The organism is Bradyrhizobium ottawaense (genome assembly GCF_002278135.3).
Classification (GTDB): Bacteria; Pseudomonadota; Alphaproteobacteria; order Rhizobiales; family Xanthobacteraceae; genus Bradyrhizobium; species Bradyrhizobium ottawaense.
The window spans coordinates 4322673-4338368 of record NZ_CP029425.2; the positions used below are offsets into that span (position 1 = coordinate 4322673).

General features: G+C 64.3%; 16 protein-coding genes and 1 tRNA gene. 15 read left to right on the forward strand and 2 right to left on the reverse strand.

The features are described 5' to 3' along the window. The first annotated feature begins 1 nt into the window (after nt 1). The 7 genes from CIT37_RS20690 (at nt 2) to CIT37_RS20720 (ending at nt 7171) form a co-directional block, all read left to right on the forward strand. Entirely contained in the window at nt 2–985 is a 984-nt protein-coding gene (locus CIT37_RS20690; protein WP_038951108.1) for an ABC transporter ATP-binding protein, read from the forward strand. Next, nucleotides 982–1968 (forward strand): ABC transporter ATP-binding protein, encoded by a 987-nt coding sequence (locus CIT37_RS20695; protein WP_095424148.1) that lies wholly within the window; start codon nt 982–984, stop codon nt 1966–1968. The genes CIT37_RS20690 and CIT37_RS20695 overlap by 4 nt, the downstream gene beginning before the upstream one ends. Continuing rightward, nucleotides 1968–2897 carry an ABC transporter permease gene (locus CIT37_RS20700; RefSeq protein ID WP_038970327.1) on the forward strand — a complete coding sequence of 310 codons (930 nt, stop codon included), beginning with the start codon at nt 1968–1970 and terminating at the stop codon, nt 2895–2897. The genes CIT37_RS20695 and CIT37_RS20700 overlap by 1 nt, the downstream gene beginning before the upstream one ends. Continuing rightward, a complete protein-coding gene (locus CIT37_RS20705) occupies nt 2894–3754 on the forward strand; it encodes an ABC transporter permease (protein WP_095424149.1) in 861 nt (286 codons plus the stop codon). Before CIT37_RS20700 ends, CIT37_RS20705 begins: the two co-directional genes overlap by 4 nt. Nucleotides 3755–4050: 296 nt before the next feature. Next, on the forward strand, nt 4051–5901 hold the full coding sequence (gene ilvD / locus CIT37_RS20710; RefSeq protein WP_038946817.1) for a dihydroxy-acid dehydratase: 1851 nt from the start codon (nt 4051–4053) through the stop codon (nt 5899–5901). A gap of 385 nt (nt 5902–6286) precedes the next feature. Beyond that, nucleotides 6287–6604, forward strand: a complete 318-nt coding sequence (locus tag CIT37_RS20715; RefSeq protein WP_028144607.1) for a hypothetical protein — start codon at nt 6287–6289, stop codon at nt 6602–6604. A 243-nt stretch (nt 6605–6847) separates the two neighbouring features. Further along, nucleotides 6848–7171, forward strand: coding sequence for a hypothetical protein (locus CIT37_RS20720; protein ID WP_038970325.1), 324 nt, complete (start codon nt 6848–6850; stop codon nt 7169–7171). Between the two features lie 173 nt (nt 7172–7344). Here the strand turns inward: CIT37_RS20720 and CIT37_RS20725 are convergent, their stop codons facing one another. Next, entirely contained in the window at nt 7345–7866 is a 522-nt protein-coding gene (locus CIT37_RS20725; RefSeq protein WP_095424150.1) for a GNAT family N-acetyltransferase, read from the reverse strand. Between the two features lie 158 nt (nt 7867–8024). Between CIT37_RS20725 and CIT37_RS20730 the strand changes: the two genes are divergently transcribed. From CIT37_RS20730 to CIT37_RS20755, 6 genes are all read left to right on the forward strand, one after another. Then, entirely contained in the window at nt 8025–9116 is a 1092-nt protein-coding gene (locus CIT37_RS20730) for an AI-2E family transporter (protein WP_038970324.1), read from the forward strand. A gap of 173 nt (nt 9117–9289) precedes the next feature. After that, nucleotides 9290–9460: a hypothetical protein gene (locus CIT37_RS20735; RefSeq protein WP_162832270.1), complete on the forward strand. Its 171-nt coding sequence runs from the start codon at nt 9290–9292 to the stop codon at nt 9458–9460. Nucleotides 9461–9530: 70 nt separating this feature from the next. After that, on the forward strand, nt 9531–9794 hold the full coding sequence (locus tag CIT37_RS20740; RefSeq protein ID WP_028144611.1) for a hypothetical protein: 264 nt from the start codon (nt 9531–9533) through the stop codon (nt 9792–9794). 157 nt (nt 9795–9951) lie between these two features. Continuing rightward, a tRNA-Ser gene (locus tag CIT37_RS20745) sits at nt 9952–10041 on the forward strand. Nucleotides 10042–10090: 49 nt separating this feature from the next. Then, on the forward strand, nt 10091–10834 hold the full coding sequence (locus tag CIT37_RS20750) for a DUF7168 domain-containing protein (protein ID WP_028144627.1): 744 nt from the start codon (nt 10091–10093) through the stop codon (nt 10832–10834). 228 nt (nt 10835–11062) lie between these two features. After that, entirely contained in the window at nt 11063–11806 is a 744-nt protein-coding gene (locus CIT37_RS20755) for a cation efflux transmembrane domain-containing protein (protein WP_095424312.1), read from the forward strand. Nucleotides 11807–12009: 203 nt separating this feature from the next. Here the strand turns inward: CIT37_RS20755 and CIT37_RS20760 are convergent, their stop codons facing one another. Beyond that, nucleotides 12010–12618 (reverse strand): sll1863 family stress response protein, encoded by a 609-nt coding sequence (locus tag CIT37_RS20760; protein ID WP_038970338.1) that lies wholly within the window; start codon nt 12616–12618, stop codon nt 12010–12012. A gap of 273 nt (nt 12619–12891) precedes the next feature. On the opposite strand from CIT37_RS20760, the gene CIT37_RS20765 reads away from it, so the two are divergent. Further along, nucleotides 12892–14925 (forward strand): VTT domain-containing protein, encoded by a 2034-nt coding sequence (locus tag CIT37_RS20765; protein ID WP_028144629.1) that lies wholly within the window; start codon nt 12892–12894, stop codon nt 14923–14925. After that, nucleotides 14925–15644, forward strand: coding sequence for an endonuclease/exonuclease/phosphatase family protein (locus tag CIT37_RS20770; protein WP_038946790.1), 720 nt, complete (start codon nt 14925–14927; stop codon nt 15642–15644). The genes CIT37_RS20765 and CIT37_RS20770 overlap by 1 nt, the downstream gene beginning before the upstream one ends. Nucleotides 15645–15696 lie beyond the last annotated feature (52 nt).

Below are 15696 nucleotides of genomic sequence, written 5' to 3' on the forward strand. Positions count from 1 at the left end.
GGTGTCACCACTCGTCAGCATTGCAGGCCTGAGCGTCGCCTTCAGCGGCGTGCCGGTCCTGCGCGGTGTCGATCTCGCTCTTGGCAAGGGCGAGGCGCTCGGCCTCGTCGGCGAGTCCGGATCGGGCAAGTCGGTGACCTGGCTTGCCGCGCTCGGGCTGTTGCCACGGCATGCCAAGGTCTCGGGCTCGGTGCGGCTCGACGGACGCGAGATCCTGGGCGCGCCGGCGGCCGAGCTCGACACGGTGCGGGGCGGGCGCGTCGCCATGATCTTCCAGGATCCGGCGAGCGCGCTCAACCCGGTCTTGACCATCCGCAGGCAGCTCTGTGAAGCGCTGGCGCTGCATCGTGATCTCCAAGGCAACGCCGTGAAGGCAGAAGCGCGACGGCTGCTCGATCTCGTCGGCATTCCCGATGCGGGCCGGCGGCTGGAGGCCTATCCGCACGAATTCTCCGGCGGCCAGGTCCAGCGCATCATGATCGCGATGGCGCTTGCCGGAAATCCGGATCTCCTGATCGCGGACGAGCCGACCACGGCGCTGGATGCCACCATTCAGGCCCAGATCCTGGAGCTGCTCTCGACGGTCCGCCGCGAACTCGGCATGGCGATGGTGCTGATCAGCCATGATCTCGGCGTCGTCGCGGAGAATTGCGACCGCGTCGCGGTGATGTATGCCGGCCGCATCGTCGAGCAGGCCCCCGCCAATCAGCTGTTCGCCGATCCCGTGCATCCCTATGCCCAGGGCCTGATCGGCGCGCTGCCGCCGCTCGACGGACCACGCCGCCGTCTCACCGCCATTCCCGGCACCGTGCCCGATCCCGCGATGATGCCTGATGGCTGCGCCTTCGCGCCGCGTTGTGCGATGGCGGCCGAGGCGTGCGGCGTTTCCGCGCCGAGTCTGGCGCCCATCGCCGATGATCGGGCTGTCGCCTGCATCCGCGCCGAAGCCTCGCGCCGCGCGCTGCTCGGGATCGCGGCCGAATGAGCCCGCCGCTCGTCGAGGTGTCCGCGATCGCTCGCAGTTATTCCCAGCGTTCCGGGATGTTCGGCCGCAGCACAGCCGTGCACGCGGTCGATGGCGTGTCGCTGACGATCCGCAAAGGCGAAACGCTGGGCCTCGTCGGCGAGTCCGGTTCGGGCCAGTCGACCACCGGACGCGTCGTGCTCGGCCTCGAGCCGCCCGATAGCGGCGAGGTGAGGTTCGACGGCAAGCCGATGGCTGCGCCGGGCACGCCGGCTTGGCGCGCAGAGCGCGCCCGCATGCAAATGATCTTCCAGGACCCGCTCGGCGCGCTGGACCGCCGTTTGCCGGTCGCGGCGCAAATCCGTGAGCCCCTCGACATTCACGGCGTCGGCTCACCCACGATGCGCGATGAGCGCGTCCGCGAATTGCTGCGCGCCGTCGAGCTGACGCCTGCGCATGGCGCGCGTTATCCGGGCGCACTGTCCGGCGGCCAGCGTCAGCGTATCGTGCTGGCGCGGGCGCTGGCGACAAAGCCCGATTTCCTGGTCTGCGACGAGCCGGTCAGCGCCCTCGACGTCTCGATCCAGGCGCAGGTGGTGAACCTGCTTTGCGATCTCCAGGCCCAACTCTCGCTCACCTTGCTGTTCATCAGCCACGATCTGCGCGTCGTCAGGCAGATCAGCAATGTCGTCGCCGTGATGTATCTCGGCCGCATCGTCGAGGTCGGCAGCGCCGACGATCTGTTCGCGCGACCGGAGCATCCCTACACCCAGGCGCTGGTGTCCGCCTCGCCGGCACCGGGCCGCCGCAGCGCAGGCCGCATCGTGCTCGCGGGCGATCCGCCGAACCCAGCCGCGCGACCGCAAGGCTGCACCTTCCATCCGCGCTGCCCGCGCGCGATCGCGCGCTGTGCGCGCGAGGTGCCGGCGCTCGCGGCTGTCGGTGGCAACAGGCAGGTCGCCTGCCATCTCGTCACGGGCGCCGAGACACGGGACGCGGCGTGATGGGACGCTACTTCGCCATTCGCATTGGACGCGCGGCGCTCACGATCGTGCTCGTCGTCACCTTCGCCTTCGTCGTGCTGCGGCTGTCAGGCGACCCTGCGCTGATGATTTTGGGACCGGAGGCGCCGCCCGAGGTGCTCGCGGCGTTCCGCAAGGCCTGGGGCCTCGATGATCCCATCTGGTTTCAGTATCTCGATTATTTCGGCGCCATCGCCAAGGGCGAGCTCGGCCGCTCCATGCGCGACGGACGGCCCGCGATCGAGCTGGTGCTGGAGCGGATTCCGGCGACGCTGGCGCTGACCTTGCCGGCCTTCGCCTTCAAGGTCGCGCTCGGCGTTCCCGCCGGCATCTACGCCGCGCTGCACCGGGGCTCCGCAATTGACCGCGCCGTGATGATGACGGCGGTGGCCGGCTTCACCGTGCCGAGCTTCGTCCTCGCGCTGCTGCTGGTGCTCGTGTTCGCCGTGCAGCTCGGCTGGCTGCCCTCGGGAGGGCAGGACAGCTGGCGCCACGCGATCCTTCCCATTGCGACGCTGAGCCTCGGCGGTGCCGCTGTGCTGGCGCGCTTCACCCGCAGTGCGATGCTGGAGGTGCTGGGCCAGCCCTATATCCGCACCGCATCCGCAAAGGGCGTGCCGTGGCGCAGGGTGGTGACATCGCATGCGCTGCCGAACGCGGCGATCCCGACCGTCACCATTTTGGGCTTCATGGTGGGCACGCTGATCGCAGGCGCGGTCGTGGTCGAGAGCGTGTTTGCCTGGCCGGGAGTAGGGCGGCTTCTCGTCGTCGCGGTCGCCAACCGCGACCTCGCCGTCGTGCAATGCATCTTGCTGCTGGTCGCCATGACCATGGTCACGTCCAACCTCGTTGTCGACTTCCTCTACGGCTTCCTCGATCCGCGGTTGCGCGCCAAAGGAGCGCACGCATGACCGACGCCACGCTGAAGGACACGGCCAGCGGCCGCCGCATCAGCCTGCCGGCGATCCCGGTCTCGGTCCTGCTTGCGGCCGCCTGGATCGCCGCGATGCTGGTGGTTGCGGCTTTCGCGGAGAAGATCGCGCCCTACAGCTTCACCCAGCTCGACCTGCGCAATCGGCTGGCCGCGCCCGGCAATGTCGCGCACTGGCTCGGCACCGACGAGCTCGGCCGCGACGTGCTCTCGCGCCTTCTGGTCTCGATCCGCATCTCGCTGCTGATCGCCTTCGGTGCGACCGCCATCTCCGCGATCGTCGGCACCACGCTCGGCTTCCTCGCCGCGCATTTTCGGGGCGCCGTGGAGCAGTTCGTGCTGATGCTGACCGACTTCCAGGCCAGCATGCCGTTCCTGATCATGGCGCTCGCGGTGCTCGCCTTCTTCGGCAATTCGCTGCCGCTGCTGATTGGCCTGATGGGCATGTTCGGCTGGGAGCGCTACGCCCGCATCGCCCGCGGCCTTGCCATCTCCGCCAATGCGCAAGGCTACGCCGCGGCGGTCCGCCAGTTGGGGGCGACGCCGCCCCGGATTTACCTCCGGCACATCCTGCCCAACATCGCCTCGACCCTGATCGTCTCGACCACGCTTGTCTTCCCCGAGGTGATCCTGATGGAGTCAGGCCTGTCCTTCCTCGGCCTCGGCGTGCAGCCGCCGATGACCAGCCTCGGCAACATGGTCGGCTACGGCCGCGAATACCTGACCCGGGCCCCCTGGATCATGCTGGCGCCGGCCGCCACCATCGTCGTGACCACGCTGGCAGTTTCGGTGATCGGCGACTGGCTGCGCGACCGGCTCGATCCGACGTTGCAGTAACGGATGCGCCTCGGGATCATCCGCCGTCATTCCGGGGCGCGCGAAGGCGCGAGCCCGGAATCCATTGTCCCGCGGGTGCTGCCGCCCGATGGATTCCGGGTTCGATGCTGCGCATCGCCCCGGAATGACGGAGAGAGGTAGGCTAGGCGCCGAAAACCCCGCGCCGGGAGCAGGGGAGCCCTGTCCGCCCCAAGTTCCCGTTGCGCGCGTTCCCCGCGTGCGCTATCCGGCCACAAAGGCCTGAGGCGGCACCAGATTTTCCCGCCCGGCCGGTCAAACCGAGGACGGAAACCGCCATGCCAGCCTATCGCTCCCGCACCACCACCCACGGCCGCAACATGGCGGGTGCCCGCGGCCTCTGGCGCGCGACCGGCATGAAGGACGCCGATTTCGGCAAGCCGATCATCGCGGTCGTCAATTCCTTCACCCAGTTCGTGCCCGGTCATGTCCATCTCAAGGACCTCGGCCAGCTGGTCGCCCGCGAGATCGAGCAGGCCGGTGGCGTCGCCAAGGAATTCAACACCATCGCGGTCGACGACGGCATCGCGATGGGCCATGACGGCATGCTCTACAGCCTGCCGTCGCGTGAGCTGATCGCCGACAGCGTCGAGTACATGGCCAACGCGCACTGCGCCGACGGCCTCGTCTGCATCTCCAATTGCGACAAGATCACCCCCGGCATGCTGATGGCCGCGCTGCGGCTCAACATCCCCGTCGTGTTCGTCTCGGGCGGCCCGATGGAGGCCGGCAAGGTCAAGCTGCAGGGCAAGACCAAGGCCGTCGACCTCATCGACGCCATGGTCGCCGCAGCCGATTCCAAGGTCAGCGACGACGACGTCAAGGTGATCGAGCGCTCGGCGTGCCCGACCTGCGGCTCCTGCTCGGGCATGTTCACCGCCAACTCCATGAACTGCCTGACCGAGGCACTGGGCTTGGCACTGCCCGGCAATGGCACGGTGGTGGCAACCCATGCCGACCGCAAGCGCCTGTTCGTCGAGGCCGGCCACACCATCGTCGATCTCGTCCGCCGCTATTACGAGCAGGACGACGCATCCGTGCTGCCGCGCAACGTCGCAAACTTCAAGGCGTTCGAGAACGCGATGACGCTCGACATCGCCATGGGCGGCTCGACCAACACCGTGCTGCATCTGCTCGCCGCCGCCCATGAAGGGCAGGTGGAATTCACCATGAAGGACATCGACCGGCTTTCCCGCCGCGTGCCCGTGCTGTGCAAGGTCGCGCCGTCGGTCGCCGACGTGCATGTCGAGGACGTGCATCGTGCCGGCGGCATCATGGGCATTCTGGGCGAGCTCGACCGCGCCGGCCTGATCGACACCTCGGTCTCGACCGTGCACGCGCCGACCATGAACGACGCTCTGGAACGCTGGGACATCAAGCGCTCCAAGAGCGAAGCGGTCCGCACCTTCTTCCGCGCTTCGCCCGGTGGCATCCCGACCCAGGTCGCCTTCAGCCAGGAGCGCCGCTACGACGAGCTCGATGCCGACCGCGAGAAGGGCGTGGTGCGCGACCTCGAGCACGCCTTCAGCAAGGACGGGGGCCTCGCCGTGCTCTACGGCAACCTCGCGCAGGACGGCTGCATCGTGAAGACCGCCGGCGTCGATGCTTCCATCCTGAAATTCTCGGGCCCCGCGCGCGTGTTCGAAAGCCAGGATGCGGCCGTCGAAGGCATCCTGGGCGGCAAGGTCGTCGCCGGCGAGATCGTGGTCATCATCTACGAAGGTCCGCGCGGCGGCCCCGGCATGCAGGAGATGCTCTATCCCACGAGCTACCTGAAATCGATGGGCCTCGGCAAAGCCTGCGCGCTCGTCACCGACGGCCGCTTCTCCGGCGGCTCCTCCGGCCTGTCGATCGGCCATCTGTCGCCGGAAGCCGCCGAAGGCGGCAACATCGGCCTGGTGCGCACCGGCGACCGCATCGCCATCGACATCCCGAACCGCAGCATCAGCTTAGAGGTTTCCGACGAGGAGCTCGCCAAGCGCCGCGCCGCGGAAGAGGCGAAGGGCGATGCCGCCTGGCAGCCGGCTGCGCGCAAGCGCAACGTCTCGACCGCGCTGCAGGCCTACGCTGCGCTCACCACCAGCGCCGCGCGCGGCGCCGTGCGCGAGGTCAAGCGGCGTTCGAAATAGCGCCTCGACACGCCTCAGGCGGGAGTCGATTTCTCCGAAGCGCTCGCGGTCCCCCGCGAGCCCGCAGATGCGCTTTGCAGGACAGACAAATGAAGCCGGGACGGGTGGTAAAGAAACGGCCCCCGCCTCCTGGGGTGTGGGCTATTGGGGGGTGGAGGCGAGAGCCGCTTTGCGAAGTGGGCACCCGACGTGCGGGCTCGCCCGCCAGGCCCTGTGAATTTAGTGTATTTGTGCCCGCTTTGCTATTTAATTTTTATTTATTTTCGTTGTTTTTTTATTTAATCGTGCAATCCTAAGAAAAATAGCCGAAATCCATTTTTCCGAATCCGGCCAGGCGGTCGCCGTATCCTCCGCAACAGTCCGGATGCCATTAGCGGAGTAAGCCATGAGTCAATCTCCATCGCTCGTGCCGCACATGACGACAGACCGGGACGTCTATCTCGTGCTCGATGATTTCGGCCGGCGGCTCGGCCGCGCCTGGTGTGAAACTGCCGAGGAGGACGCCAATCGGGCGACCCTGCTCAGACATCTCGTCGAGGGGCAATATCTCCATCCGGCACGTGTCGTGGCCTTCAATACCGCGGAAGGATGGTCACGAGATGCCACCGCAGAAATAGCGGACGAGCTGCGCCGCCGCTTTGTCGAATTCGAGGAGACAGATCCCTCGCTGCTGGAGTTTTTGGAAAGAGCGGCGAGGCGCTGAAGCGCGAGCTTGACGGAGGCGGATGAGGGCCTTTCGCGTTAATGCGCGTGGTCAATGAGTTCTTACCGGTCGGCCGCGATTGGCCTTTCGCATTAAGGATGCCCCGACGAAGTTCGGCAGCCCTGGATTTTGCGGCGTATACTGCCTGCGACCTTCGCAAATCCATTTTTGGGCAACTGGGGCACCACCGCAATGTCTCGTACTCTCGCTGTTGTTTTCTCGACCGCCGTCGCCGCGATTTCCATGACGGGCGCAGCCTCCGCCGGCTGCTACAATTGCTACGCACCGCCGCCGTGCCAGACCTGCTATCAGCAGCAATACGTGCAGCCGCAATACCGCACCGTCGACGAGACCGTGATGGTCTCCCCGGGCTCCGTCGTCGCGCACCGCTCGCCCGCGCAGTACCGCACCGTGATGGTGCCTCAGACCGTGATGGTCGCGCCGCCGAGCGTCCAGTACGAGCGCATCCCCCCGCAATACGCCACGCGCCAGCGCGTCCAGATGGTCTCGCCGGGCTATTCCTATTACGCCCCAGTGCAGATGGGATGCGCGTCCTGCGGGTACTGAGCTAGAGGCAGTCACGAAGAACATTTGCGCGGCGCTCCTCACGGGGCGCCGCTTTCTTTTGCGCGGTGTAAAGGGAGCGGATCTTTGAACCGGTAAGCCTTTGTTGCCGAGCTACATGTATCAGAAGGCGGCAGTGTTTTGCGCGAGCTTGAGGCGTCGTCCGAGAGCTTCTATCAGGTCAGCGTCAGTACCATATGGACCGTATCAGCTTCGCGGCGTTCTGCGCGTTCGAACCCAAATCTGCCAAGAAGACTGAGCATCGCAGCGTTGTCCGGCAGCACCTCCGCGGTCAGTTCCTTCAGCCTGGCTTCGCGGGCAAGGCTGATCAGGTGACGCAGCAGCAGTCCGCCGATGCCGCGTCCTTGCCAGGCGTCGATCACCATGAAGGCCGTCTCGGCGCAGCCCGGCCCGGCTGCGACATATCGCGCGCCGCCCACGATGGTGCTCCGACCTGCATTCGCCACGCACGCGACCAGCGCCACATGGTCCTTGAAATCGACCTCGACGAAAAAGGCGCGTTCCTTCTCGGAGAAATGACGCTTTAGCATGAAGAAGCGGCGCTGGAGGGACTGTGTGCCCACCTCGCCAAGCGCGGCCAGCATGGCGGCCTGGTCATCTGGCCGGAGAGCACGGATCTCCACGGCCGTACCGTCGCGGAGCTGTTCGTTTCGCGCGTAATTTGCTGCATCCGACATGCGTTCGCGTCGCAATTGTTGAGCCGCTACGTGACAACGGCACCCGTCCGATCAGGCCGCTTTCAGTCCTTTGCCGGTTGATTTGGATCAAGCCTGCAGTCCCGGTCCGGCCGCTAGGCTTTCCGCATGGCCAATCAGCCGGGCGCAGGCCGCAGACCTTGAAGACACTTCGCCAACTTTTTTCCACCAGCGACGTCGTTCAGCTCGTGATCCGGCTCGGCTTGCTTGCGCTGCTAATCCTGTGGACGCTCCTGATCATCCGTCCCTTCGTGCCGATCCTGACCTGGAGCGCGGTGCTTGCCGTGGCATTCTATCCGGTCTTCAGCTGGCTCGCGAAATGTCTGGGCGGCCACCCGCGGACAGCGGCGGTGCTCCTTACCTTCACCATGCTCGGCATCGTCATCGGTCCGGCGGCCTGGCTCGGCCTCAGTGCGGTTGAAGGGGTCAGGGAGCTTGCAGGGCAACTCGGTAGTGGCGATCTCGCGCTGCAGGCGGCGCCGGAGCGGATCAGGGACTGGCCGCTGGTCGGGCCGCAGCTCTACGATCTCTGGAATCAGGCCTACACCAACATCCGCGCGGCCGTGCGCGAAGTTGCGCCATATCTGAAGCCGATTGCCGGCATGATGCTGTCATTCGCAGGCAGCGCCGGCCTTGGCACCCTGCAGTTCCTGATGTCGGTGCTGGTCGCCGGATTTCTCTTTCCATATGGTCCGCAGCTCGTCAGCGCGATCCGCGGTTTCCTGTTCCGAATCGTGCCGGAACAGAGCGAACATTTCCTCGAGCTGGCGGCTGGGACCATCCGGGCGGTGTCGCAAGGCGTCATCGGCGTCGCCATTATCCAGGCGCTGCTCGCCGGCATCGGATTCAAGCTGGCGGTCATCCCAAGCGCGGGGCTGCTCGCCGTCATTGTTCTGCTGCTGTCGATCGTGCAGCTCGGTGCAGGGATCGTCCTCATTCCGGTCGTCATCTGGATCTGGATGGACAAGGACGTCACCACGGCGCTGCTCCTGACTGTGTTTCTCGTCATCGTCGGTCTTCTCGACAACATCCTGAAGCCGCTGGTCATGGGACGGGGCCTCTCCACGCCGGCGCTCGTCATCCTGATCGGAGTGATCGGTGGCACGCTCGCGCATGGGATCATCGGTCTGTTCATCGGACCGATCATTCTTTCGGTCGCCTGGGAACTCACAGCGGCCTGGATCAGCATCGACCGGGCCGTGCGGCCTGCGCAGCTTGTCGCTGACCGTTGACTTAAATCAACGCCTCAGCGATGGCGGCGCCTCTTGAATGCCTTGCACGACGACGCAGCGTCCTCTTTTTGGACATCAAGCGCCAGCGCGGCGATTATTGGCAACTGAACCTGCCCGCAGGGTAATTCCTACTATCGCTATTGATGAACGCAGAAGCGCAAGTGAGGTCGGTTATGGCCGGAACGAACAAGCTCTCGGTCGAGAAAGCTCTCGAAAAATTGCGCCAAGATGATCGGATCAAATCGAGCGGAGAGCAGCGTGACGAAAAGAGTGAAGACCTGCGTCGAGAGATCAAGCGCATGAGGGCGCAGCGATCGCGGCTTGATCGCGCGCCCTCCAAGTAAAGCGTAGCTGTGTCCAGGCGTGACCATCTAAGTGCGCACGGATCGAGCCGGCCAAGGCTGGAGTAAAGCGATGTGGGTGCTGATGTATGTCTTTTCCTACTCGATCAGTCCTGCCGCGACGAACGACAAGGCGGAATGGCGACTCCTTCCGACTGTCGTCTTCCAGGAGTTTTCCAACGAAGAGCGGTGCCGGAAGGCCAAAGCCACGCTTGAAGGAAGCTTGAGCGGGGCGGGCGCCAAGCTCCGAATCGGCTTGGAGGATCTCAAGAGCCTGGGTAAAGCGGATCCAGCTCAGATCATCATCGCGTACAACGTGGAATGCCTGCCGAAATAGGCCCCTAGGCCGCGGTGTAGCCCAGGTGCCCGCATCTGTGGATGCGAACCGGCAATCGGCATGAGACCGCCGGCATCGTACCGATCGGTCCAAATTGGGTCCAAGTTCGCGTTGCGCTCAGTCCAAAGCTAAGCTAACTCCCTGGCATTGTTACGAGGGAAGGGTGGCCGAGTGGTTTAAGGCACCGGTCTTGAAAACCGGCGTGCCCGCAAGGGTACCGTGGGTTCGAATCCCACCCCTTCCGCCAGTCTATCCGAACGGGGTCTCTCGGTCGGGCTTTCCCGAGCAGGTGATCGGTGGACCAGGCGTTAAATCCGGACGGGCTCGGCAAGCTCAAGCTCCGCATTCAGGCGTTGCGCGCCAAGACCATCGCCAATGGCTGCACCGAGGACGAGGCGCTGTCTGCCGCCGCCAAGGTCGCCGAGCTGCTGGATCGCCACGATTTGTCACTCTCCGACGTCGAGCTGCGCGCCTCGCCGTGCGAACGGAGGGTCTATGAGACCTATCGCAAGAAGCGAATTCCGCTCGACGACTGCATCGGCGCGATCGCTCATTTCTGCGATTGCCGGGTCTGGCGCGAGAAGAACCCGGCCGGCGAGAACATCTATGTGTTCTTCGGTCTCGGCGCCGATGTCGAGGTCGCGCATTACCTGGCCGAATTGATCGACGGCGCCGTGCGCGCCGAACTTGGCCGCTTCAAGACCTCGGTCGACTACGCCCGGTTCCGGCACCAGGAGCGGCATCTGGCCAATGCCTCCTTCGCGCTCGGAATGGTGGCGTCCATCGCGCAAAGGCTGGTGGCGATGAAGGCCAGTCGCGATCAGGTCAACGAAAGCACCGGTCGCGGGCTGGTCGTCCTCAAGACCTCGGTGGTCGATGCAGAATTAGACAAGCTCGACCTCAAGCTCCGGACCGCGCGCAGCACCAGCCGGATGGTGTCGATGACGGCCTATGAAGCCGGCGGCGCCGCCGGCGCGTCGCTGGCCATCAATCCCGGCCTTGGCGAGTCGCAGTCAGAGACCGCTCGCAAGGGAAGCTGAGGGGCGCGGCTTCGGCCGGAGTCGAGAGCATGGCGATGTCGGTCGTCTATGCTGCCGGCGTGCTGATAACATGCAGCGTCACCGTAATTCGGCGGAGACTGTGAGAGCGGAAGCGACGAGGGGCGGTAGCGACTTCGTCGCGCAGCCGGCACCGGACTCGAAGTGGAACAGCAGCTACCGCGAAGCGTCAGTAGCTGGTAGGTTCGGCACGAAGTGAGGACCGACATCATGGCGACGGACTGCTGCGAACAGAGCGGCTCTTGCTGCAGCCCCCCACCATTGAACCTCGAACCTGTTCGGCGCACAGCGTGCGGGTCCGCAGAGGCGGCGTGTTGTTGTTCCGGCGGTGTTCCGGTCTTCGACGGAATGGACCCCACGTACAAGCGGGTCCTCTGGACGGTAATCGCTGTCAACGGCTCGATGTTCTTGATCGAGATGCTTGCTGGGCAACTGGCAGGTTCACAGGCGCTGAAAGCCGATGCTCTGGATTTTCTTGGTGACACGGTGACGTATGGGCTCAGCTTGGCCGTGATCGGGGCGAGCCTGCGACGCCGAGCTACAGCCGCCCTTTTCAAGGGTCTCTCTCTCAGCGTGATGGCGCTCTGGGTTGTCGGGTCGACTGTCTACCAAACGCTCATTCTCGGTACGCCAAAAGCAGAAGTTATGGGAGTGATTGGATTTCTTGCTCTTGCGGCCAATCTCGGTTCGGTCTTGATGCTCAGGCCGTACAAGGATGGGGACGCGAACGTCCGGTCTGTTTGGCTCTGCTCGCGAAACGACGCAATAGGCAACGTGATCGTGATGGTCGCCGCCTTGGGCGTTTGGGGGACCGACACAGCTTGGCCCGACCTCCTCGTCGCTGCCGTGATGGGTGGCATCTTCCTGACCTCCTCGATCCAGATACTCCGACAGGCTTGGAGCGAGTTCAACGCGGATAACTCCGCAAGCCAGCAGACCGCTGCCGCTCGTTGACAACTCGGGCGGCTAATTAAGATTGGAAGCTTGTCCGCCAACATGAACAGTGATGCCTAGAACGTGCGACTCTTGAACACCTGAGCATTGACCAAAGCGTACGAGGAAGGCGGATGATCTGCACCCTTCCTCGCGCAGCCGTGGCCCCACACGCTTGAGTCCCCCCGTCTGTTCTGACGGGCAGCTCGACTGGAGAGAAAGCCTCAGCTCTTCGGATCGCCGCCCTTCAGCGCGTTCCAGGCGGCCTGGTTCGCCTGGTCGAACGCCTTGCGGGATTCGGCGAGCGCGGCGCTCAGGACCGACCAAGATTCGCTGCCGGCCTGCTTCAGCTTCTGCAGACGCGCTTCTGCTTCGGACGCATCGGATTTCATCTGCTTGAGCGCGGCATCGACATCGACGGTGCGGGCTGCAGCCACTTTAGCCGCGGCTTCGCGGAATTTGTCCGCCGCTTCGCGCCACGCCTTTGCCTGGGCCGCTGCAACGTCCTTGAAGGTGGCCTGCTGCTGCTCGAACTGTTTTCCGGCGCCTTCGAAGTAAGTTTTCACCTGGGCCTCGAATCCAGCCCACTGCTTCTCCAGGTCAGCCTTGGCGTCCGTCCAGGCGGCTTCACCTGCTTCCGCCTGGGTCTTTAGCATCGCCTGAAACGCGTCACGGCGCGTCGTCAGATCGGACAGAAGTTGATCCGTCTTCACCTTGGACTCTGCCTTGGCCTGACCGGCCTTGACCTCGAACGAGGCCAATGCGGCGTCCATCTCGTCGATCCGCTCCTTGGCCCAATTGAGGTAGAAGTGCATGCTGCTCTGCTGTGACATGGCCGTCTCCATCTGCTTGCCGACGGCAGGTTCCCAGAGCTTCGGCTTGCTCGTATTGACCTGTCTCAATGATCGTGATCTCACGAAATTACGACGGCGGCTTCGCACAGCGCAGACCCAGCGCGCCTGACAACCTCGACCTCCTGGATTTGTGGAACCCCTTGAGCGTTCAGCGCGTTTAGACGCGAATGCGATTGCGAGGTCCACCTGCTCCAGAGCTCATCCACCCTGATCCCCGGCGACACCGTCTGGCGGCGGTGCAAGGCGCGGCACGTGGCGGTTCTGAACGATGCTGCCGCTTATTTCGCGGCCCTGCGCGAGGCGCTGCTCGCGGCGGAAGATATCGTCTACATCATCGGGTGGGACATCCACAGCGAGACCCGGCTGGTCGGAGCGTCGGGGCGGGCGGACGACGGCTTGCCGGAACTGCTCGGCCCATTTCTGCGTGCCCTCGTGCACCGCCGGCCGGACCTGCGGATCAACATTCTCGTCTGGGACTTCGTCTCGTTCTACGCCTCCGAACGGGAATGGAATTCCGCGGCCAAATTCACCGCCGACACGGACGGCCGAGTCCGATTTCATCTGGACTCCACGCTTCCGTTCGGTTCGGCCCAGCACCAGAAGATCGTCTGTATCGATGGTTCACTGGCGTTCGTCGGCGGGCTCGATCTGACGATCAGGCGCTGGGACACGAGCGACCATCGCGCCGATCACGAACTGCGCTGCGACCCCCAGGGCAAGCCATACCCGCCGTTTCATGATGTTCAATGCGTGGTAGACGGGAATGCTGCCGCCTCGCTGTTCGAGCTGGCCGAGGAGCGCTGGCGTGCGGCAGGCCAACAAATACAGGATCGGCGTGCGCAAAAGGGGATGCGCTGGCCGGCGGATGTTCCGGTCGAGGCTGAGCTCATGCCGGTTGGGATCGCCCGGACCGAGGTGGTCTGTCCTGCAGGTTCGACCATCAGGGAGGTCGAACGCTCCTTGATTGCAGCGATCCGGTCCGCGACGAGCTTTATCTACATCGAGAACCAGTTCACCAGCGCCATCAAGATCGCGCGTGAGTTGGCGGAGCAGATGCAGCGCGTGCCGTCGCTCCGGGTTCTGGTCGTCGCTCCAAAACTGCATTCCTCGTGGCTGGAATCCCAGGCCATGCAGAATGGTCGTGGTGCGTTCATCGACTGCTTCAGCGAGGCCGGCGTGGCAAATCGTATCCGCTTCGTCTACCCGGTCTCACGAGAGGGAGACACGGAAGCGGCCGTGATGGTGCACAGCAAGCTCATGATCGTCGATGACAGGATCTTGAGGATCGGCTCGGCCAATTTGAACAACCGGTCGATGGGCGCCGACAGCGAATGTGATCTGATCTTTGAAGCCGTATCCGACGAACATCGGGAGTCCGTCGCTTCAGTTCGGCATCGCCTGATAGCCCATTTTTGTGGCCTCGACGAACAGAGCGTCAGGCAAAACGACGATCGTCTTCTTGCTCTTATGGACGAGGTGTCGAAAGCCGATGGCCCGAAGACGCTGCGGGCAGTGGAAGCCTCAGTCCTGACCAGCACCCTTGCCACGATGGTTCAGCCGGTGGCGGACCCTGAGCGGCCCCTTCATCTCGAGCGGGCGGCATCGCGCATGTGGAGCACGAAGACCGTCATCGGGATCTTATCGATCGCCGTGGCGCTTCTTGGCTTGGCAATAGCCTGGTCGTACACCTCCTTGGGCGATTTCGCCGACACGGGCCGCATCTCGAATTTGCTGTCGACCTATTCCCAGTCCGTCTGGGGGCCGCCACTCGCAATCGCGGTTTTTGTCGTCGGCGGGCTGGTGGTGTTTCCGGTGCTCGTGCTCATTGCAGCAACGGCTGCCGCGCTTGGGCCATGGCTGGGTTTCGCCACGGCGATCGCCGGTGTCTTGCTCAGCGCCTTCATCCTTTTCGTGATCGGGCGCGCCCTCGGACGGCAGCGGCTTCAGCAGTTGCTCGGACGACGTGCCGCGCGGATCCAGGACCGCGTTGTCGGCAAGGGCGTCCTGGCTGTCGTCGTCATCCGGATGATTCCCATCGCACCGTTCTCGGTCGTGAATGTCGTGGCTGGCGCGAGCACGCTGCCTTTACGCGACTTCCTGCTCGGAACCCTGCTTGGCATGACGCCTGGTATTCTTGCCATGGCCGTGCTGGGGGCTCAGATCGCGGATTTGGCCCGCAACGCATCCTGGAGCAGCATGTTGCTGTTGGTGCTGGCGTTCCTGGGCTGGCTCGGCGTCTGCGCGGGCGCGCAATTCCTCGCGACCTGGCTCGCCGGGAGGCGCTGATGGCGCCGGTGCGTTTCATGACGTGGAATGTGCACGGCACGTTCAATCTCAATCCGAAGTTCGATCTGGAGGGGGTCTGCTCCATCCTTCGCAAATGGGCCCCTGATGTCGTCGCGCTTCAGGAGGTGGATTCGCGATCGAGGTCCGACGATCCGTTTGCGAAGCTGGCGAGTGTCGTCGGCGATCACCGCGTTCACGCCAAGTCGATTGTCACTGCGGATGGCGACTACGGTCAGATGCTGCTGAGCCGCTTTCCGTTCTCCGGGGTGCCCGAAATCGTCGACGTGTCGTATCGGGAGCGCGAGCCGCGCAGGGCCATTGCCACTGGCCTCCTGACGCCGGTCGGTGACGTGCGCGTGGTTGCCACGCATCTCGGCCTGAGCATCCACGAGCGGTATGCCCAGGCACAAACCCTGGTGAGCCTGGTGAAACCCGGAAGGACCGTCGTCCTCGGCGATTTCAACGATTGGTTTTGGGTCAAGTCGGTGCGGCGGGTGCTCGCGCAGGCCTGCCCCAACCGTACGCGGCTGCGCACCTTCCCATCGCGCCTACCCCTTATGCGGCTTGACCGGATTTATGCGACGTCTGATAGCCGGATCGAGAAGGTCTGGACCGACGTGGAGGCGAGAGCCTTCTCGGACCATCTGCCCGTCATTGCCGATGTTGAGATCCAGGGGCCTTCGAGAACCCAAGAAAATCTTTATTGTCCAATAGCATAGCTACTGTGCATGGGGTTGTTTTTCGATATTTGCTGGAGCGGCCTTCGGGCAC